Annotated in this window: 16 protein-coding genes; 5 read left to right on the top strand and 11 right to left on the bottom strand. The window is 53.7% G+C overall.

All coding sequences use genetic code 11. From position 1 onward, the window contains the following. Positions 1-12: 12 nt before the first annotated feature. Positions 13-2,745 (bottom strand): magnesium-translocating P-type ATPase, encoded by a 2,733-nt coding sequence (gene mgtA / locus ABLV07_RS12505; protein WP_348853280.1) that lies wholly within the window; start codon positions 2,743-2,745, stop codon positions 13-15. A 494-nt stretch (positions 2,746-3,239) separates the two neighbouring features. Further along, the gene (locus tag ABLV07_RS12500) at positions 3,240-3,728 is read right to left on the bottom strand and encodes an anti-virulence regulator CigR family protein (protein WP_348853281.1); all 489 of its coding nucleotides are present in this window, start codon (positions 3,726-3,728) and stop codon (positions 3,240-3,242) included. 272 nt (positions 3,729-4,000) lie between these two features. On the opposite strand from ABLV07_RS12500, the gene ABLV07_RS12495 reads away from it, so the two are divergent. After that, entirely contained in the window at positions 4,001-5,407 is a 1,407-nt protein-coding gene (locus tag ABLV07_RS12495; protein ID WP_032714561.1) for an MFS transporter, read from the top strand. On the opposite strand, the gene ABLV07_RS12490 is transcribed toward ABLV07_RS12495, so the two are convergent. Further along, the gene (locus ABLV07_RS12490) at positions 5,404-6,594 is read right to left on the bottom strand and encodes an MFS transporter (RefSeq protein ID WP_348853282.1); all 1,191 of its coding nucleotides are present in this window, start codon (positions 6,592-6,594) and stop codon (positions 5,404-5,406) included. The two genes, ABLV07_RS12495 and ABLV07_RS12490, sit on opposite strands and share 4 nt — an antisense overlap. Before the next feature lie 104 nt (positions 6,595-6,698). On the opposite strand from ABLV07_RS12490, the gene ABLV07_RS12485 reads away from it, so the two are divergent. Then, positions 6,699-7,601 (top strand): LysR family transcriptional regulator, encoded by a 903-nt coding sequence (locus ABLV07_RS12485; protein WP_308953328.1) that lies wholly within the window; start codon positions 6,699-6,701, stop codon positions 7,599-7,601. On the opposite strand, the gene ABLV07_RS12480 is transcribed toward ABLV07_RS12485, so the two are convergent. Next, positions 7,598-8,494 carry a LysR family transcriptional regulator gene (locus tag ABLV07_RS12480; RefSeq protein ID WP_045414061.1) on the bottom strand — a complete coding sequence of 299 codons (897 nt, stop codon included), beginning with the start codon at positions 8,492-8,494 and terminating at the stop codon, positions 7,598-7,600. The two genes, ABLV07_RS12485 and ABLV07_RS12480, sit on opposite strands and share 4 nt — an antisense overlap. Positions 8,495-8,655: 161 nt before the next feature. Further along, a complete protein-coding gene (locus ABLV07_RS12475; protein WP_047049135.1) occupies positions 8,656-10,956 on the bottom strand; it encodes an FdhF/YdeP family oxidoreductase in 2,301 nt (766 codons plus the stop codon). 453 nt (positions 10,957-11,409) lie between these two features. On the opposite strand from ABLV07_RS12475, the gene ABLV07_RS12470 reads away from it, so the two are divergent. Genes ABLV07_RS12470 through ABLV07_RS12460 form a run of 3 tightly spaced genes read left to right on the top strand, consistent with a single transcriptional unit; the run spans position 11,410 to position 13,992 of the window. Further along, positions 11,410-12,819, top strand: coding sequence for a cytochrome ubiquinol oxidase subunit I (locus ABLV07_RS12470; protein ID WP_015366505.1), 1,410 nt, complete (start codon positions 11,410-11,412; stop codon positions 12,817-12,819). A gap of 1 nt (position 12,820) precedes the next feature. Beyond that, complete coding sequence (gene cydB / locus ABLV07_RS12465; RefSeq protein ID WP_020078720.1) at positions 12,821-13,831, top strand: cytochrome d ubiquinol oxidase subunit II; 1,011 nt, start codon at positions 12,821-12,823, stop codon at positions 13,829-13,831. Next, on the top strand, positions 13,831-13,992 hold the full coding sequence (locus ABLV07_RS12460) for a DUF2474 domain-containing protein (protein ID WP_064579343.1): 162 nt from the start codon (positions 13,831-13,833) through the stop codon (positions 13,990-13,992). Before cydB ends, ABLV07_RS12460 begins: the two co-directional genes overlap by 1 nt. A gap of 38 nt (positions 13,993-14,030) precedes the next feature. Here the strand turns inward: ABLV07_RS12460 and ABLV07_RS12455 are convergent, their stop codons facing one another. The 6 genes from ABLV07_RS12455 to ABLV07_RS12430 form a co-directional block, all read right to left on the bottom strand. After that, the gene (locus ABLV07_RS12455; protein WP_047042574.1) at positions 14,031-14,948 is read right to left on the bottom strand and encodes a bestrophin family ion channel; all 918 of its coding nucleotides are present in this window, start codon (positions 14,946-14,948) and stop codon (positions 14,031-14,033) included. Positions 14,949-15,404: 456 nt separating this feature from the next. After that, the gene (locus ABLV07_RS12450) at positions 15,405-16,349 is read right to left on the bottom strand and encodes a Dyp-type peroxidase (protein ID WP_015366501.1); all 945 of its coding nucleotides are present in this window, start codon (positions 16,347-16,349) and stop codon (positions 15,405-15,407) included. Between the two features lie 69 nt (positions 16,350-16,418). Beyond that, positions 16,419-17,345, bottom strand: a complete 927-nt coding sequence (locus ABLV07_RS12445; RefSeq protein ID WP_087867694.1) for a cation diffusion facilitator family transporter — start codon at positions 17,343-17,345, stop codon at positions 16,419-16,421. Positions 17,346-17,514: 169 nt separating this feature from the next. Continuing rightward, entirely contained in the window at positions 17,515-18,384 is an 870-nt protein-coding gene (locus tag ABLV07_RS12440; protein ID WP_087867693.1) for an oxygenase MpaB family protein, read from the bottom strand. A gap of 117 nt (positions 18,385-18,501) precedes the next feature. Then, entirely contained in the window at positions 18,502-18,933 is a 432-nt protein-coding gene (locus ABLV07_RS12435; protein WP_015366497.1) for an OsmC family protein, read from the bottom strand. 44 nt (positions 18,934-18,977) lie between these two features. Then, positions 18,978-19,862 (bottom strand): LysR family transcriptional regulator, encoded by an 885-nt coding sequence (locus tag ABLV07_RS12430; RefSeq protein WP_032708125.1) that lies wholly within the window; start codon positions 19,860-19,862, stop codon positions 18,978-18,980. Positions 19,863-19,927: the final 65 nt, after the last annotated feature.

The raw sequence follows: 19,927 nt of genomic DNA, 5'->3' as shown, positions 1-19,927 counted from the left end.
TCCTTTTTGTCATCAAAACCACTGGCCAAAGCGCTTGATATAGAAACGTTTCATACCCTGCGCCACCAGGCAGTAGCTCAGCAACGTGGCAACGAGCCACGGGAAATAACTCAGCGGCAGCGGCTCAAGCCCCACCATGGCGCCAAGCGGCGAGAACGGGATATAGATGCCGATGGCCATAATGGCGGCGGTGGTGAGCAAAACCGGCAGCGTCGCGCGGCTCTGAATGAACGGAATTTTCTGCGTTCTCAACATATGCACCACCAGCGTCTGCGACAGCAGCCCTTCGATAAACCAGCCGGACTGGAACAAGGCCTGCGCTTCCACATGATTGGCGGCGAAGACGTACCACATCAGAGCAAAGGTGGTGATATCGAATATCGACGACGTGGGGCCAATCCACAACATAAAGCGGCCAATGTTCTTCGCATCCCACTTGCGCGGCTTACGCAAAAACTCCTTATCCATTTTGTCCCACGGCAGCGACAGCTGTGAGATGTCGTACATCAGATTCTGAATCAACAGATGAATCGCCAGCATCGGCAGGAACGGGATAAACGCGCTGGCGACTAATACCGAAAACACGTTGCCGAAGTTGGAGCTGGCGGTCATGTTCAGATACTTAATAATGTTGCCAAAGGTCTCGCGTCCTTTAATCACCCCCTCTTCCAGTACCATCAGGTCTTTTTCCAGCAGAATAATATCCGAGGACTCCTTCGCGATATCCGCCGCGCTATCGACAGAAATACCCACATCGGCATCGCGCAGCGCCGGGGCGTCGTTAATGCCATCGCCCAGAAAACCAACGGTATGGCCATTTTTCTGTAGCATCTGCAGAATGCGCGACTTCTGCAGCGGCGTCAGTTTGGCGAACACCGCGCGTTTCTCGACCTCCTGCTGAAGCTGGCGGTCAGTCATTGACTCAACCTGTTGGCCGGTGAGTATGTCGTGCGCATCAATGCCCACTTCAAGACAAATCCGCGCCGTTACAACCGGGTTATCACCGGTAAGTACCTTGACCGCGACACCGTTATCACGCAGTGCGGTAATGGCTTTGCCCGCGCTTTCCTTCGGCGGGTCGAGGAACGTCAACATGCCCTCGACGGTGAGCCCCTGTTCATCAGTTGCGGTGAGCGGCACGTTTAGCGCGGCATCATCCAGCTTGCGGGTAGCGACCAGCAATACCCGAAAACCCTGAGCGTTATAATCTTCGGTTTTCGTCAGCAATAGTTCCCGGCGCAGCGCGTCCAGTTCAACGATCTTGTCGCCCTCACGAATATGGGTCGCGGCTTCGAGCATCTCTTCAACCGCCCCTTTACAAATCAGGCATTTATCGCCATAGCGGCTGTCTTCCACCGAGACCGATACGCGGCGGCGTACAAAATCGAACGGCAATTCATCGAGCTTCACGAAACGCTCTTTTTCCGCCGGCGCCAGCCGCCCTTCCCCATAGCGCAACACGGCTCTGTCCATCAGATTACGCGCTCCGCTTTGGCTGCTGCTATTCAGCCACGCCAGCATTAATACTCGATTGCTTTCCGCGCCGCCAACGTCGAGATGATGCTCAAGGATGATATTGTCCTGGGTCAGGGTGCCTGTTTTATCCGTACACAGCACATCCATTGCGCCAAAGTTTTGAATGGCATTGAGACGCTTAACGATCACCTTACGCCGCGACATGGCAATCGCGCCCTTCGCGAGGTTCGAACTGACGATCATGGGTAACATCTCCGGCGTTAAACCGACCGCCACCGCCAGGGCGAAAAGCGAGGCTTCTACCCAATCGCCTTTACTGAAACCGTTAATCAACAACACGATCGGTACCATGATCAGCATGAAGCGGATTAACAACCAGCTCACGCTATTCACGCCGCGATCGAAGGCGGTTTGCGTGCGGGTGCCGACGATCGATTTTGCCAGCGAGCCAAACCAGGTCCGGTCGCCGGTCGCCACCACCACCGCCCGCGCCCTGCCGCTGGTGACGTTCGTCCCCATCAGACAGACATTGCCCATCTCTAACAGACTTTTATTTTTATCCGGCGTCGGTAGACGGTCGCTGCATTTACCCGACACGCTGGCCATCAGATCATATTTTTCTACCGGTAGTGATTCACCGCTAAGAATGGACTGACTGACAAAGAGGTCCCGTGATTCCAGCAGACGAACATCTGCCGGCACCAGATCGCCTGCGGCAAGGAAAATAATATCGCCCGGCACCAGCTCTTCAATGGGTATTTCCTCCTGGCTGGGGCCAATATTGCCCGGCCCGCGGCGCAGTACCGTTGCGGTGGTACGGACCATGGATTTCAGCGCCTGCGCGGCTTTATTGGTCCTGAATTCCTGCCAGAAGCGTAATAGACCACTCAGGCTCACCATCGTCAGGATAATAATAACGCCGGTGAGGTCTGTCTCTTCACCGTTTCGCAGCGGTAGCCAGTAATCGGTAATAAAGCTGACTGCCGCCAGCGCCATCAGTACGTAAATAAACGGGTTATTAAATGCCTGCAGTAATTGAATAAAAAACGGCGGCACACTTTCGCGTGCCACTTCGTTGCGACCATAGTCGTCCAGCCGTTCCAGTGCATCGGCGGTCGTTAGTCCCTGCCGACTGCTATTTAAACGTGCCAACGTATGGTCCGGACTATTAAAGGCCTCCGTTTCAATCGCAAAGCTCTTTTTATGCTGCTTATCATTTTCTGACGCAGACCGGTTGGTATTCCGGTTTTCTACTTTCATGTCAGTCATGATTCATCCCCAAATTTAGATGTGGTAATCCCTGCATAAATAAATCATGCATAGTTAGATGTTATTTTTTTACACTCACAAATTGCGCGTAGTAGATATTCCTGCGTAGATTGCTTAACCGCAGTGAGATAGCCTTAATGGCCTTTGTGAGCGTGTGTTACCGCGTAAAAGGCGGAGGGAACAGGGCGTAGAAAAATAATAGCATGATGAATTACCTCGCAAAAAAGCGAATTCCAGTTCTCAGGAGGCAATCAGGATTGGGAAAGGATTGCTGCCTGCCGGTTGGCAAACAGCGCAGAATAGATAGCGTCAGTTTGCCTTGATGTTTAAATAAGGGTGACTGTCCAACATATCTCTCCTGTATAAAGTTGTGCTTAGTATAGCCCGCCAATAATAGCTGTAAAGTTTAATACTCTCCCTAGTGAGGATTGGTTTAATAAAGAGATCAAATGTTATTAGAAAAGCAAAGCCCCGTTTATCACGGGGCCTCTATGTTAATCAAAGACGCTATTAATGATCGCGGTGACCACGGCGGTACTGAGCGCAATCAGAACCAGATCGTCACCCACCACCCGCCACTCATAGCCAGGATAATAAGGTAATTGGTTGAGCATCGAGGCAGGCACCGTTTTTTTGGCAATGCCCGGAGGTAATGGTTTTCCACGCGCGAGATTTTTCGCAATCCCCGGAGGCAGCGCTTTATAGCCGGTCAAGCCGTAGTTCACCGCTAGCGCGCGAGCGGTGGTATAGCTGATATCCCTATCGACGTGATCCGGTTTGCCGTAATTCTTACGCTGGCCTTTGCCAGCGGCGTTATCGCTATGGCCATGATTACCTTTATCGCCATGATAGATGTTTTTACCGCTATTGCCATGTTCACCATTGCCATTACCGTTCCCGGGATTAGCAAGCGCCGGTGCCGCGACCATCGTTACCGACATCACCATTGCCAACGCCGTTTTTATTGCCTGACGCTTTAACATATTCTTTTCCCTGGTAGACATAGATACACACTGCAAATGTAGGTGATTTTCACCGAAGTCACCATTTCTCTTAGTCTGATTGATCGCTGCTGGTCGTTTACTTCAATTCTGCCGTCTGTGCTGACAAAAAAGCAGCATATTTATCATCTATCAGCGTATTAAACATGATTTCCGACTGTTAAATCGCCACACCGCTCACAATTAAAAATTTAAAACCATTAACAACCAATTAACATTAGCAGGCAAACATTTCTCCTGAGGAAAATAATAATATGTCTACTACCCAGGTTCTCGGCGACGCCTCCTTTAGCCCGCCAGGACAACATCCCGATAGCTTAACCGCGCGTATCGACGCTCTGCCCTCCTCCCCCGGTCTTTGGTCCTTTATCACCCTACTGGCATTAGGCGGCTTTTTCGAACTCTACGACCTGTTCCAGACCGGTTATATCAGCACCGGCCTGCTCGCCGAGGGTATTTTCCATACCGGGAAAGATGGGGTATTTGGTATTGCCGATCAGGCAGCCTTCGCTTCCTCGACCTTTATGGGGCTGTTTATCGGCGCCAGTTTGCTCGCGCCGCTGGCGGACAGACTTGGACGCCGCCTGACCTTTATGTTCGCGCTGGCGTGGTATGGCATCTTTTCGCTGATTATGGCGCTGCAAAATAGCGCTGAAGGGGTTATTTTCTTTCGTTTCCTGGTGGGGATCGGCCTGGGAATTGAACTGGTGACTATCGATACTTATCTCAGTGAATGGATGCCGACGCATTTACGTAATAAAGCCTTCGCTTACGCCTTCTTTATTCAGTTTCTCTCGGTACCGACGGTGGCGCTGATGTCCTGGCTACTGGTGCCAATGACCATTCTCGGCCTGAGCGGCTGGCGTTGGGTGATTATTCTCGGCGCACTGTGTTCACTGGTCATTTGGGTTATCCGCAAAAAGCTGCCGGAATCCGCCCGCTGGCTGGAAAGCAAAGGTCGCCACGATGACGCGCACCGGGTTATGGGTGAAATGGAACAACGCTGCGGTTTATCGCCTTCCCGGCGCCATGCCAGTCCGGCGGTAGCGGTGCCGCAACGCAGCAATTTTAAAGAGATTTGGGCGCCGCAGTACCGTCAACGCACCCTCATGTTAATGGTGATGAACTTTTTCCAGGCCATCGGCTTCTTTGGTTTCGGTAACTGGCTGCCCGCGCTGCTTTCCGGCCAGGGCGCCAGTATTACCCATAGCCTGCTGTACGCCTTCTTTATCACTCTTGCTTATCCACTTGGCTGCCTGTTCTGTACTCGCTTTGTCCATCGTTTTGAAAACAAATGGCAAATTGTTCTGTCAGCGCTGATGACGGTGATCTTCGGCACACTGTTCGCTTTACAAAATAGTCCGGTACTGCTGGTTATCTGCGGCTTTATGATCACCTGGTCCAATGCCTGGCTCACCATCAGCTATCACGCCTATCAGGCGGAGGTGTTCCCTACCCACATCCGCGCCCGGGCGGTGGGCTTCTGTTACTCCTTTAGCCGTCTGTCCACCGCGGTTACCAGCATTATGATTGGCGTGATCCTGCAATATGCCGGAACGCCGGGCGTGATTAGCTTTATCGTCGCCAGTATGCTGATGGTCATGCTGTCGGTAGGCATATTTGGGCCAAGAACCCGGGGTATTCGTCTGGAGAATATTTAAAGCTCACCAACGCCGCCGGTTGCCCGTTCGGCGGCGTTGCGTACGAGTATTTTTTCCTGATAGCGCAGTAAACATGGCAGCAGCAAGGCGCTAGCGCCGCTAAATGCAATCAACCCAGTAGACGCCTGCTGACTCATCTCGCCGTCGGCCAGCCACAGTGAGCAGAGCATAAAAGCGAGTGCCGTACTGAATGACATGACACCGCCTTGCAGAGTGGTAAATCCCGCGCGCCAGTCATCGTCCGGGAAACGAATCGCCACCGCCGAGGAGGCAACCAGCCGGCTATAAGATGCCCCAAGGAAGGTAATCATAAACAACCAACTCGCGCCATCCAGCCACAGCACCATCAGCAAACTAATGATAAAAACTGCGGTTGCCGCCAGGCTCAGCCGATAGCCGCCAAAGCGTTGACACAGGCTGCCGCTCAACTTTGTCGCCGCGAATCCCGCCATACCGCCGAGAAAGAATAACCACGGTAGCGCCTCGCTGCTTGCCCGCATATTGCCCAGCAGCAAAGGCACCAGGATCGGCAGTAATAGCATCGGGCTAAACTGGGTTAACGCATTGCCGCTGGCAAATAACAGCATCGTTGGCGTGATGCGTATCTTTGTACCAGAGCCAGCGCCGCCGGAAGCCTTCGGCAGACCAACAAAGATCATGATGAGCGCCAGCAGGCAGAGAACGCCAATCAATGCCGGCGCCGTCTGCCAGCCGAAACGTTCGCAGAGAAACAACATGGCAGGCATGCCGATAATACTGACCAGCGAAAAGGCAGAGATGACCGTGGCCAACAATCGCGCGCGATGTTTCTGGTCCGCCGCGTTGATCAGTAAACTGCTGGCCACCCCCATCGTCATTCCGCCGAGGAGCCCGGCCAAAAAACGCAGTATCAGCAACAATATAAAGTGCTGGGTAGCCAGAACCATCAGCGTTAATGCTCCCAGTAAGGCCATATTAACCAGTAGAAACTTACGCGGATTTAGCTTTCCCACCAGGCGCCACGCGCCGATTCCAGAAATGACCGACGCGAGCGTGTAAATACCGCTGACATAACCTGCCCAGCTCACCGGCACCTGAAAAGTTGGCGCCATATAGACAAATAACGGATTAAAAATCATATATTCGAGCGCGTTGGTAAATTGGATAAAAGCGATGATCGCGCCCATTCGCCGTAGATTTATGGTCATTACACTTCCTCTCATCAGGGGGAGCGTCAGTTTATCGGCTAGTAAAAAAACGCATAAGTCGGTAAAAATGGGCGTGTTAATTATCAAAAATGGGATAATCAGCGGTGAGTAAACTGGATTTGAATGCACTACGCGTGTTTGTGAATGTCGTGGAAAACGGCAGCTTCAGCGGGGCGGCGCGGGCATTACGTATGCCTTCGTCAAATGTCAGTCGCCAGATTTCTCAACTGGAAGAAAAACTGCAATTGCGCCTTATCCAGCGCAGCACCAGACACATGCATCTCACCGATGCCGGGCAGGCTTTTTTTATTAGTATGCGCCCCCTGCTTGATCAGCTCGCGGCAACCGAAGCGGCCTTAACTCAACAGCAGGCCGATCCTGAGGGGCTGTTGCGCTTATGTCTTCCCAACGAGATTGGACCGACGCTTTTTGGCCCCATGCTGGCGCAGTTCGCCATGCGTTATCCCAAAATCGAAGTAAGCTGTGTGGTCAGCCTTGCCGGAGCCGACGCGCTTAAAGAAGATATCGACATTGCCGTCGCCATCGTCCGAGGCAAAATGGAGGATGCCAGCTATATCGCCAGGCCGTTGGCGACATTTCCCTGTTGTGTTGTCGCGGCGCCTTCGCTGCTGGAAAAATGCGGACAGCCAGTACGTTGCGAGCAGCTTACCTCGCTTCCCTGCATCACCACCGTCAGCGCGCTGAAGGGGCAAGCCTGGCAATTTATCACCGCACGAAACGCGTTTAAAAAAGTGAACGTCCAGGCTCATTTTCGGGTGAATAGCGGAGAGATCGCCCTTCATGCCGCCGTCGCCGGCGTAGGTTTCGCCATCCTCGCTGAACAGGCTTGCCGCCCGTTTATCGCCTCAGGTCAGTTAAAGGTGGTTGAACTGGAGCTACCGCCGGCACCGCTACATTTAGTGGCGCTGTATCGCGAACGCCACTTTTTACCTGCCCGATCTCGCGTCTGGCTCGATTTCATGCAGCAGCATTTGGCCGCCAATTAAATTTGCGGCGCTTCGCCAAAAATCATCTGCGCATCGGCGAAACATTTTTCCGCCAACGACGACACCGGCTCCTGGTTGCGCATGATAAGCGCAAGCGTGGAATCAACCTCGGTTTCCCCGATAGGCATAATCGCCAGATTGTCGCTCAGCGCCTCCAGGCCGTTATTGAGCGGCATGATGGCGCAACAGATCCCGGCCTGTACCGCCTGGATTATCTGAAATGTCGAATCGCTTTCAAAGACATATTTTGGCGTTAACCCTTTGGCTTTAAAGCTCATTTCAATCGATTCACGATAATACATTCCCTTGGTAAGGAAACCTAGCGGCAGCCCCGCTAATGTCTCCCACTCAGGTATGCCTGCGTCAAACTGGAAATGGCGACTGTCGTGCAGCAGGCCCATTCGCGTTTCCGGCAGCCAGGTGACGTTAAATAATGCGCTATCGACGTGGTGTAAATAGCAGATGCCCAGATCGAGCTGATTACGGCTGACGCCGTCAATAATTTGCTCAGAGGTCATCGACAGCAGACTGAACTGTAGTTCAGGGTATTTTTCCGCCAGCGGTTTGATCAGCTGCATCGGGTTCAGGCTGGCTAACGGCACCATGCCTACACGTAACTGGCCCACCATCTGGCCGCGACAAATAGCCGCTTCAGCCGCCAGGCCGTCGTGCGCCGCCAGCAGCGCCCGCGCCCAGGCCAGAATGCGTTCCCCTTCCGGGGTGAAGCCTTCGAAGCGTTGGCCGCGCTGAATCAGCGTGAGATTAAGTTCGTCTTCCAGGTTGCGAATGCGCATTGAAAGCGTCGGTTGGGTGATATGGCAGGCCGCCGCGGCCTGGCCGAAATGGCGCGTCTGATCGAGCGCGATCAGATATTTCAGCTGTTTAATGTCCATCTTAACTTCCAGAATAGTGACGTCCGCGGGTCAGTGGTGGACGCGATGCAGAACACAGCTGCGATAAGATATGTTATTTAAATGTTACTTGCGGTAGGGGCTGATTTCAAGATGCCATTTGCCAGTGGCCCGATCGCAGGCCACTGGCAATATTCAGCAAATTAACGCAAACCGGGGACGGCGCGCACCTCTTTCGAACGCAGCGTCAGGCGGATAGGAACTGATTTGTACGACGGCGTGCCGCTCTCTTCATCGATGTAATCCAGCGGCACCAGCACGTTGGCTTCCGGGTAATAGGCGCCAACGGTGCCCGGCGCAATGCTGTAAGCAACCACGGTGATATCCTCAAGGCGCAGGTCGCTATCCGGCAGCGCGGTGAAAATATCGACGCGGTCGCCATGCTCCAGCCCCTGCTCGGCCATATCCTGCTCATTCATAAACAGCACATCGCGGCGGCCAAACACTCCGCGATAGCGATCGTCCATCGCGTAAATCGTGGTGTTGTACTGATCGTGACTGCGCAGCGTAACCAGGCGCATCACGTCGTCGCCGTCAACGCGGAAGTTCTCATGGACGCCTTTGAACACCGAGAACATCGCTTTGCCGGTCGGCGTCGGCCAGATCCGCTCGGTTGGCGGCAGCGGCATACGGAAACCGCCCGGATGACGAATACGTTCGTTATAATCCTCGAACCCGGGGATAGTCTGCTCGATGAGATCGCGGATGCGGTCGTAATCAGCCACCAGCGATAACCAGTCGATCTTACTGTTCGGCAGCGTCGCCGCCGCCATCCCGGCGACGATAGCCGGTTCCGAGCGCAGCCGGTCAGAGGCCGGTTTCAGTTTGCCGGATGAGGCGTGGACCATCGACATCGAGTCTTCCACGGTAATCGACTGGCGTCCGCTCTCCTGCATATCGAGTTCGGTACGGCCCAGACAAGGCAGAATAAAAGTCTCTTTCGCCACCAGCAGATGCGAACGATTCAGTTTGGTGCCGATGTGCACACTAAGATCCAGCCCGCGCATCGCCGGGAACGCCCGTTCATGATCCGGCATCGCCACCGCGAAATTACCGCCAAGACAGATCAGCGCTTTCGCGTCGCCGGCAACCATTGCCTGCAGCGCTTTCACCGCATCGTGACCATGTCCGCGTGGAGCGACAAAACCGAACACGCTTTCGAGGTTATTCAGAAACTCCGCACTCGGTTTTTCGGTAATGCCGACAGTACGGTTGCCCTGCACGTTAGAGTGACCGCGCAGCGGGCAGATCCCAGCCCCCGGTTTGCCGATATTGCCGCGCATCAGCAGAAGGTCGGCAATCAACCGGACGTTAGAGGTGCCTTTGTTATGCTGGGTGATCCCCATGCCATAGGTCACGATAGTGGCGTTGGATTTGGCGTAGGCAACGGCAACGCGCTGCAGATCGTCGCGGGTTAATCCGGACTCACGCTCAATTTCCGGCCAGTTGGTCTGACGTAAATCTTCGGCAAAAGCCTCGAAGCCGAGGGTGTGCTCGTTAATAAACGCCTGGTCCAGCACCTGGCCCTGGTTCGCTTCGATCTCCAGTAATGCTTTAGCGATCCCTTTCAGCGCCGCGGCATCGCCGCCCGCTTTCACCTGGAAATAGGTTGAGGCGATATTCGTCGAGCTGTAGGTTGCCATTTCAATAACGTTCTGCGGGTCGGCAAAACGTTCCAGCGCCCTTTCACGCAGCGGGTTAAAGACGATAATCGGCACACCGCGGCGGGACAGTTCATGCAACGTACCCATCATGCGCGGATGGTTGGTTCCGGGGTTGTGACCGATGGAAATAACCAGTTCGGTTTTATCAAAGTCGTCCAAAGACACCGTGCCTTTGCCGATGCCGATCGATTGCGGCAGACCGACGCTGGTTGCCTCGTGGCACATATTAGAGCAGTCCGGGAAGTTATTGGTGCCGAACTCGCGGGCGTAAAGCTGGAACAGATATGCCGCTTCGTTAGAGGCGCGCCCGGAGGTATAGAACTCAACTTCATCGGGCTGCATGCCCTGTAATACTTCGCCAATGCGGGCAAACGCGCTTTCCCAGGAGACCGGGCGCAGCGTGTCGCTTTCGCGATCGTAAGACAAGGGATGGGTAATACGTCCGTAACCTTCCAGTTCAAAGTCGCTTTTCGCCAGTAGCGAGGTCACGGTATTGGCGGCGAGGAACTCCGGCGTCACGCGTTTGCTGGTAGCTTCCCAGGTGACCGCTTTCGCGCCGTTCTCACAAAACTGGAAGGTTGATTTATGTTCTTTATCCGGCCAGGCGCAGCCGGGGCAGTCAAAACCGTCAGGCTGGTTGGTACGCAGCAGCGTGACCGGGGCGTCAAGCGCGTCCATTTGCGTACGCACGGCGATGGCGGTCGCTTTTAACGCCCCCCATCCACCCGCTGGGCCATCATAGGGATGAACACCGGGGACAGCGCGTTTTTTCTTATTCATATGAACTCCTGAATACTCTCTTCAGCTAACGGATGTTATTAACAACATTGGTCACGGTTTTTTGCGGCGATGTTAAATAACCACATTAATTAAGCGGGAAATACCGCATTTCATTTTGCAATGAATAGCAAATGACAGGGTTAACTCGTTGTTTTTAATCTTTAACTAAATGTCTGGTTAAAATGAAATGAGCAACTTTACTCGTTAACTAAATAATAACATCTCATTTCGTGTTGTATAATAGATGTTATCTATCGGGTGTTAAATTTAACCTATTTGATAATTAAAGAATTATTTTTAAACTTTATTATCAAGGGCATTAACATATTTCAATGCCCGTCAACGCCGTAATTTAATTGTCATCAACAGGAGGCTTTACGCAGGTAAAGCCGTATCCGCTATGCAGAAAATATTCCATAAATACAATGAAGTAATGTCGTACAGGGGTGAGCCATGTTCGGATTAGATGCCTTTTATTTAGCCAGGATACAGTTTGCATTTACTGTATCTTTCCACATCATTTTCCCCGCTATTACCATTGGTCTCGCCAGCTACCTTGCGGTACTGGAAGGGCTGTGGTTAAAAACAAAAGAGGATACCTACCGCCAGCTCTACCATTTCTGGTCAAAAATATTTGCCGTTAATTTTGGTATGGGCGTCGTTTCCGGGCTGGTGATGGCCTATCAGTTTGGCACTAACTGGAGCGGGTTCTCGCAGTTCGCCGGTAGTATTACCGGGCCGCTGTTGACCTATGAAGTCCTGACCGCCTTCTTCCTCGAAGCTGGCTTTCTTGGCGTCATGCTGTTTGGCTGGCATCGCGTCGGCCGCGGCCTGCACTTCTTCGCGACCTGTATGGTGGCGCTGGGCACGCTGTTTTCCACCTTCTGGATCCTCGCGTCCAATAGCTGGATGCACACGCCCCAGGGCTACATTATCGAGAATGGCATCGTGGTGCCGGTAGACTGGCTGAAGGTCGTTTTTAACCCTTCATTCCCGTATCGCCTGCTGCACATGTCTACCGCCGCCTTCCTTGCCAGCGCCTTTTTCGTCGGCGCTTCGGCAGCCTGGCATCTGCTGAAAGGCAATGATACACCGGCAATCCGCAAGATGTTCTCGATGGCGCTGTGGATGGCGCTGATCGTCGCCCCCATTCAGGCGATGATTGGCGATGCGCACGGCCTGAATACGCTCGAACATCAACCGGCAAAAATTGCCGCGATTGAAGGGCACTGGGAGAATAAACCGGGTGAAGCCACGCCATTAGTGCTGTTTGGTCTGCCGGATATGGATGAGGAGCGCACCAAATATAAAATTGAGGTTCCCTATCTTGGTAGCATCATCCTGACCCATAGCCTCGATAAACAGGTTCCGGCCTTAAAAAGTTTCCCGAAAGAAGATCGCCCAAATTCCACCATTATTTTCTGGTCGTTCAGGGTGATGGCCGGGCTCGGTATGTTAATGGTACTGCTCGGCGTGGTCAGCGCCTGGCTGCGTTGGCGTGGCCGGCTCTACACCTCAAAACCGTTCCTGCGTTTTGCCCTGTTGATGGGCCCTTCCGGGCTGGTCGCGCTACTGGCAGGCTGGTTTACCACTGAAATTGGCCGTCAGCCGTGGGTAGTCTATGGCGTTCAGCGCACCCGGGATGCGGTCTCCGCCCATGGCGATCTACATATGTCCCTCAGCCTGCTGGCCTTTATCGTGGTTTACGCCTCGGTGTTTGGCGTCGGCTACGTGTATCTGATTCGCCTGATAAAAAAAGGGCCGGAAAGTGCGCACACGCCGGAGGACCCGACTCAGAACCAAACCCCTGCCCGCCCGCTGTCTGCGGTGCGCGAACCTATGAATACTTCGGGGAGAAAATAATATGGGTATCGACCTGTCAATTATCTGGTTCACGATCATCGTTTTTGCCACCCTGATGTATATCGTGATGGACGGTTTCGATCTCGGGATCGGCATTCTATTCCCGTTTAATAAAAATGAAACCGACCGCGATATGATGATGAATAGCGTGGCGCCGGTGTGGGACGGCAACGAAACCTGGATGGTGCTGGGCGGCGCGGCGCTGTATGGCGCGTTTCCGCTGGCCTACGCGGTGATTATCGATGCGCTCAGCATCCCGTTAACCGCCATGTTACTGGGGCTGATTTTTCGCGGCGTAGCGTTTGAGTTTCGCTTTAAGGCGACGCCGGAACATCGTCCGTTGTGGGATAAGGCGTTTATCGGCGGCTCGCTACTGGCGACGTTTAGTCAGGGGATCGCCGTAGGTACCCTGCTCAACGGCCTCAGCGTCACGGGTCGCGAATTTAGCGGCTCAACCCTCGACTGGCTGGCGCCCTTCCCGCTGTTTTGCGGCATCGGGCTGGTGATTGCCTACGCCTTACTGGGCTGCACCTGGCTGATAATGAAAACCGAAGGCGCTCTGCATCGCAAAATGTCTGAGCTGGCGATCCCACTGACGCTTGCTTTGCTGGCAGTGGTCGCCATTATCAGCATCTGGACGCCGCTGACTCACCCGGAAATTGCTCACCGCTGGTTTACCTTCCCCAATATCATCTGGTTTATGCCGGTGCCGTTGCTGGTGCTGGTTTGCTGCTGGGGGATTGTCCGTAGCGCCTATAATCGTCAGGCCAGCTATGGGCCGTTTTTACTCACCCTGGCGCTGGTGTTCCTCGGGTTCAGCGGCCTTGGGATCAGCATCTGGCCGAATATTATTCCACCGGCAATCTCTATCTGGCAGGCCGCTTCGCCACCGCAGAGCCAGGGCTTTATGCTGGTCGGCGGATTGCTGATCATTCCGGTTATTTTGATGTACACCTGCTGGAGCTACTACGTGTTCCGCGGCAAAATCAAACCCGATGAGGGGTATCATTGATGGCGACTCAATCTGATAAAACGTTAACGACGCATCATCGTCCGTTCTGGCGCAAACTGATGTGGCTGGTGATTATCTGGGGGGCCAGCGTGCTGGCGCTCGGCGTGGTCGCCACCTTCTTTAAGCTATTGATGACGGCGGCAGGAATGCACACTCACTAATACTCAACGCCGGACGGGCTGACCCACCCGGTGTTTTTTTATGTGAGGTTGTAATAACGGTCGGGCTGCATTTTTTCCGGTAACGGATGTTGCCCGGTCATATCCATCAAATTACGTTCAATGGTATTGCACATTGCATTCAGCGGCAGGTCGTTGGCCGAGGTGCCAAACGGATCTTCCAGCTCTTCCGCCAGGGAATCCCATGACAGGAAGGTGTAGGAGATAAACACCGAAACAAACGGCGTCATGTAATGCAAATCACCCACCAGCGCGAAGGGCAATAACGCGCAGAAAAGATAAACGGTACGCTGCAAAATCAAGGTGTAGGCAAACGGCACCGGCGTGCTCGCCAGACGCTCGCAGCCCCCCAGGACATGGGCTAACTCATCGAGTTTATTATCCATCAAGCCGTAGGTAATATCGCCGAGCTTACCCTGCTCGCGCAGCTTACCTAACTCATTACCAATCAATAATAATATTCGGTTAGTCGGCATTGAGCTGGCGAGAATTTCCGCCACTTTTTCTTTCGGCAACAAGCGATAGAGGTCAACCGCCGGGTCGGTTTTACGCAGCTGATGCTTAAGGCTCCAGCTGAACGCCACCAGATAACTGACTAACGTTTTATGCGTTTCCTCCTCAGCGGGAAGGATATTTTTCAATTGCCTGACCAGGGTTCGTTCGGCAATCAGCACGGTTCCCCATAAATTACGCGCCTCAACGAAACGGCTGTAGCTCGCGCTATTACGAAAGCCGAGAAAAATCGCAATCGCGATCCCCAACAGGCTAAATGGCGCAACGGTTAAGTGAATGCCAAGTTGTTCATACCATTGATAGCTGATGATGGCGATGACCGACATCAGAACGTTCAATAGCAGACGGAAAACAATTTTTGACAGCACGGAACCGTGCCAGTCAAACAGACGAAAAAACCAGTGTTGTTCTGGCCGGATGATCATTGTATTACTTCCTGAAGACCCAATGATGCTCAGTACATACCCTAATGAAAAATGATGGGTATATACCCGTCATACTTCAAGTTGCATGTGCGTTGGCAATAACTCGGCCCATCCCTGGGCCTCGCCCTTACGGGCGCAGTGAACTGCGTTCAAATTCGTTCCTGACGAATTTGTCCTCGCTCACCCCAGTCACTACTGGAGTAAGCTCCTGGGGATTCCCTGCGTCGCCGCCTTCCTGCAACTCGAATTATTTAGGGTATAGATATTATCTATTAAGCCATTGGTTAATTTTATTGTACACAAACACGACATCGCGTTGATAACCGCCATTAATTAGCGATAAATTAATGGTGGTTTAATTATGGGCTCTTTTTATTTTCCACGCAATATACGGCCTGCAAGCAGGCCGGAGAAATAAACCATCAGTAACGGCTTAATGGCCGATATTATGCAGGGTTATTCAGCCTGGCGGCTGGATAATTCTTCAAGTAGCGTCGCGGAAGGTACAAAGAACAAACTGCCGGTAACCGGGCGGCTATAATCTAGCAGTCGATCGTAATTACCGGCCGGGCGACCGACGAACATGTTTTCCAGCATCTGTTCGATGGGCGCCGGGCTGCGCGCATAACCGATAAAATAGGTACCAAACTCGCCCATACCGGGCTTGCCGAACGGCATGTTGTCGCGCAGGATTTTAATCTCCTCGCCGTTCTCTTCAAGGGTGGTCAGCGAACTGTGCGAACAGCTGGGTTTGACGTCGGCATCCAGTTCGATGTTAGTCATTTTTTTACGCCCGATAATACGCTCCTGCTGTTCGACGGTTAGCGCATTCCAGCCCGCCATATCGTGCAGATATTTCTGCACAATCACGTAGCTACCACCGGCGAAATCCGGGTCTTCGTCACCGATAATGGTGAAATCCGCCGCCGCGCGCCCCTGCGGGTTTTCGCTACCGTCAACGAAACCGATCATCGCCCGACGGTCGAAATAGCGAAAGCCGTGAACTTCATCGACGACCGTTACGGCATCCCCCAACTTATCCATCAACTGCGTCGCCAGCTCGAAGCTAAGCCCCATATCATCGGAACGGATATGCAGCAGCAGATCGCCCGGCGTAGAGACCGCCACGCGCTCTCCGCTGCCCACGCGGCGGAAAGGATGCAGCTGCTGCGGGGTGGGCTGGCCAAACAACTGCGGCCAGATTTCAGCGCCAAATCCGCAGATGCAGGAAATCCCCGCCTCCGGCATGCGGGTACCAACGGAACGCACCACCGCGGCAAAATCATCGCACCAGTCGCGCACGCGGCTCAGGCTCTCAGCGCTGCGCGCTACGGTCGCGACGATGAATATCGCCGTTCGCGGCAGCGGTAAAGTAATCGCCTGAGGTTCGTTAATTTTCATATCATCCTCTGTTATTGCCAATTAACGGCAAGGTAGCGTTGGCTCCTGCAGGCAGGAGTCGCAAGTTGTTTACGCGTGAGCCAGTTCGACGCCGGGCGCTTCGTAGGGATCAATGTGAATCATCACCTGTAGCACCTCGTGGCGCGCGAGCACATTTTCCCGCACCGCCAGCGCGATAGCATGGCCTGCACGAACCGACAGCTCACCCGGAACTTCAATATGGACATCGACGAGGATCAGGTCGCCCGCCTTACGAGTTTTTAGATCGTGCAACCCCACAACGCCGCCGGTTGCGGCAATGGTGTCGCGTATCGCATTCTGGGTTTGCGTGTCGACCGAGCGATCCATTAAATCATGCAAGGCATCGCCGGCAAAAGTGTAACCCATTCGTGTAATCAATACCCCTACTAACAATGCCGCCACGGGATCCAACCAGACAATACCGGCGAGGTTACCCACGATCCCCACCGCCACCACTACCGACGACGCCGCATCCGAGCGCGCATGCCACGCGTTGGCAATTAATAATGACGACTGAATGCGCTTTGCTACCGCCAGCATATAACGGAACAGCGTCTCTTTTGCGATCAGCGCTGCAAGGGCCACCCATAATGCCGTTACATGCACGGATTGAATGGTTTCCGGATGGAGTAGTTTATCCACCGCCGACCACAACATGCCGACACCGACAACCATTAAAATCGCGCCCAATATCAGCGACGCGCCATTTTCATAGCGCCAGTGGCCATAATGATGATCGCTGTCGGAAGGTTTACGGCTTTTCTTATTGGCAATCAGAACCACAAAATCAGCAATTAAATCGGAAAGAGAGTGGATGCCATCGGCAATAAGCCCTTGCGACCCTGAAAACAGGCCGGCGATAATTTGCCCGGTCGATAAAAACAGATTAACCACGACGCTGACCAGGGTGCTTTTACGCGCAGCCTGTGAACGCTGATGATATTTATTATCACTCTGTAGATTTTTATTTGCCATCATCCCTCCCGAATAAAGTATGGATGATAGCCTGATATGAATCAGCGATATTCAATATTAATAGCTCGTTGATAATAAATTTAAAATAAATAGCCTGAGTTATAATATATAAATGCGAATGATTACGCTTTAAAAATAATAGCCGACATCGAACGGCTATTTTTTACTTTTATGATGTTGCCATTCGGCGCATAGCGCAGTGATAAGCGCCATTGCGCACCGAAGCGCGAAGTACCCGCGCCACGCCATTGACCGCCACTCTGGCGGTTCGCCGCTGCAGCGGATTGATGGGGATCGCCAGCATCTGCTGCGCCCAATCGGGAAGCAGATCGATACCCGCAACCATCATCCAGCGCCCTACCGGCCGGCTTAGCCGGCCCGGCAGACGGGTGGTGAGCAGCACCTGCGCCACTTCCTGCGTTCGTTCATCACAACGTAACTGGGGGCGCATATCCTGCAAATACTCCGCCACCTGACGTGGCGTTTCGGGGATGTCTTCGGCGCCAAGTCGCCGGGCGACCTCCGCCGCTTCGCGGTAGTATTGCTCCTGACGCGCGGCAGTGACGATGGTGCGCTTATAACGCAGATGAGAGGCCATAAAGCTGCTGCACTCGGCCACATGAACCCAGGTTAAGAGCGCCGGATCGCTGGCGCGATAAGGCGTACCGTCCGGCGCAACGCCGCTGATGCGCTGATGGATCCCCTGCACTTTAGCGATTAATCTTTCGGCATCGTCGGTAGTGCCAAACGTGGTGGCTGAGATAAATTGACTGGTTCGACGCAGGCGGCCAAAGATATCCTCACGAAAACGCGAATGATCCCACACACCGGCCAGCGCCAGCGGATGCAGCATCTGTAACAGTAGCGCGCTAATGCCGCCGCAGAGCATTGAGGTAAAGTCGCCGTGTACCTGCCAGATAGCCGACCGCGGGCCAAATAAGCCCGGCTCGCCCTTCGGGTTTTCAAAATCAATCTCTTTTAACGCCATCCCGGTTAAACCCAGGACCTGTGATTCAATCATGCCGCGTATGCTGGTCATTGCGTTGCCCGTCGCTATCCGTAACGCCACCAACATAACACCATTCGCGGCGGCAGGCATTTGCCGACGGTGACTTTAAACGCCAACGCGCCCGCGTTCCCGCGGGCACGCCACGGATCAAGCGTTGAGCTGATAATCGAGGGAGATGTCGGCTTTCAGTACCTGCGAAACCGGGCAGCCAGCTTTGGCTTTCTGGATAATCGGATCAAAGGCCGCTTTATCGATACCCGGCAGGACAATATTGCTCTGCAGCGCGATCTTGGTGATGGCGAAGCCGCCGCCGCTCTTATCCAGCGTGACCACCGCAACGGTATCGATAGAGGTCGCCGTATAGCCCTCTTCGCTAAGCATTAATGATAGCGCCATTGAGAAACAGGCGGCATGGGCCGCGCCGATAAGCTCTTCCGGGTTAGTCCCTTTAACGCCTTCAAAGCGGGTATTAAAACCATAAGGTTGTTGGTTAAGCGCGCCGCTTTCCGTCGAGACGGTGCCTTTACCGCTTTTCAGATCCCCTTCCCAATGCGCCTGACCTTTCTTATGAATTGCCATCGTTTCACTCCTTTTTGACGTTAAAGGAGTAAGTATAGACAGCTCTAGCTGACCTGGGACAACTGTTGCTGAATGGCCTCCAGAAACAGCGGCAGCGCGCTGGGCTGATAATCTCGTGACAGATAGATGCCATAGACGGCCAGGGATTTTGGCGTATAGCCAGGCAGCACCTGTTTTAGCGCGCCGCTGTTTAGCGCGCGCCGGGCTTCCAGTTCCGGCAGCATGGCGATGCCGCACCCCGCCACCGCCGCTTCCATCAGCAGAGAGGAGATCCCAGCGCTCAGGTTGCCGGAGACGGCCACCGACACGGGTTCGCCCTGCGGATCGGTAAACTGCCATGTTGGGGAGGCGAAATGGCTATAGTGGAGACAGTTATGTTGACTAAGCTCCTCCGGCGAATTTATCTGGCCATGCTGCTGTAACCACCGCGGCGAGGCGCAGAGCACCGAGCGGCAAATGCCGAGCCGCCGCGCTATCGCCCCCGGCTCCGGATTATCGGTGATTCGGATGGCGACATCGATACGCTCGCCAATCAGGCTCACCGGATGGTTGTTGATATCCAGTTCGAGGCGCAGTTGGGGGTAACGGGCCAAAAACTCCGGTAGCAGCGGTGAGAGCAACTGCATGGCGGTAAAGTGCGCGCAGGCGACCCGCAACGTGCCGCTCGGCACCGCGCGTTCCGTCTGCCCCGCTATCTCATCCGCCAATTGCGTGAGGCTACGCGTTTTCTGCAATACCTTTTCGCCTGCGCTGGTTAAGGTCAGTTTGCGCGTCGAACGATGAATGAGCCGGGTACCGGCCCAGTGTTCCATCTGCTCCAGATAGCGACTCACCATCGGTCGCGACATACCAAGCGCCCTGGCCGCCGCGCTCAAACTGCCCAGCTCGCATATGCGCATATATACCTGGGCGGCGATAACTCGATCCATATCCGTATCCATCTGCACGTTTTATGAAACTCAGCATCTCTTTTTTCAGGAATTTTCGCAAATCA

The sequence above is a fragment of the Klebsiella sp. CN_Kp097 genome (assembly GCF_040064495.1).
Classification (GTDB): domain Bacteria; phylum Pseudomonadota; class Gammaproteobacteria; order Enterobacterales; family Enterobacteriaceae; genus Klebsiella; species Klebsiella aerogenes.
Note: the sequence above shows the minus strand (reverse complement) of the source record. Positions and strands in the feature narration are given on the sequence as shown.

Coding starts and splice junctions, on each gene's coding strand:
- mgtA (WP_348853280.1), bottom strand. CDS start 2,745: ATGACTGACATGAAAGTAGAAAACCGGAATACCAACCGGTCTGCGTCA.
- ABLV07_RS12500 (WP_348853281.1), bottom strand. CDS start 3,728: ATGTTAAAGCGTCAGGCAATAAAAACGGCGTTGGCAATGGTGATGTCG.
- ABLV07_RS12495 (WP_032714561.1), top strand. CDS start 4,001: ATGTCTACTACCCAGGTTCTCGGCGACGCCTCCTTTAGCCCGCCAGGA.
- ABLV07_RS12490 (WP_348853282.1), bottom strand. CDS start 6,594: ATGACCATAAATCTACGGCGAATGGGCGCGATCATCGCTTTTATCCAA.
- ABLV07_RS12480 (WP_045414061.1), bottom strand. CDS start 8,494: ATGGACATTAAACAGCTGAAATATCTGATCGCGCTCGATCAGACGCGC.
- ABLV07_RS12475 (WP_047049135.1), bottom strand. CDS start 10,956: ATGAATAAGAAAAAACGCGCTGTCCCCGGTGTTCATCCCTATGATGGC.
- ABLV07_RS12470 (WP_015366505.1), top strand. CDS start 11,410: ATGTTCGGATTAGATGCCTTTTATTTAGCCAGGATACAGTTTGCATTT.
- cydB (WP_020078720.1), top strand. CDS start 12,821: ATGGGTATCGACCTGTCAATTATCTGGTTCACGATCATCGTTTTTGCC.
- ABLV07_RS12460 (WP_064579343.1), top strand. CDS start 13,831: ATGGCGACTCAATCTGATAAAACGTTAACGACGCATCATCGTCCGTTC.
- ABLV07_RS12455 (WP_047042574.1), bottom strand. CDS start 14,948: ATGATCATCCGGCCAGAACAACACTGGTTTTTTCGTCTGTTTGACTGG.
- ABLV07_RS12450 (WP_015366501.1), bottom strand. CDS start 16,349: ATGAAAATTAACGAACCTCAGGCGATTACTTTACCGCTGCCGCGAACG.
- ABLV07_RS12445 (WP_087867694.1), bottom strand. CDS start 17,345: ATGGCAAATAAAAATCTACAGAGTGATAATAAATATCATCAGCGTTCA.
- ABLV07_RS12440 (WP_087867693.1), bottom strand. CDS start 18,384: ATGACCAGCATACGCGGCATGATTGAATCACAGGTCCTGGGTTTAACC.
- ABLV07_RS12435 (WP_015366497.1), bottom strand. CDS start 18,933: ATGGCAATTCATAAGAAAGGTCAGGCGCATTGGGAAGGGGATCTGAAA.
- ABLV07_RS12430 (WP_032708125.1), bottom strand. CDS start 19,862: ATGGATCGAGTTATCGCCGCCCAGGTATATATGCGCATATGCGAGCTG.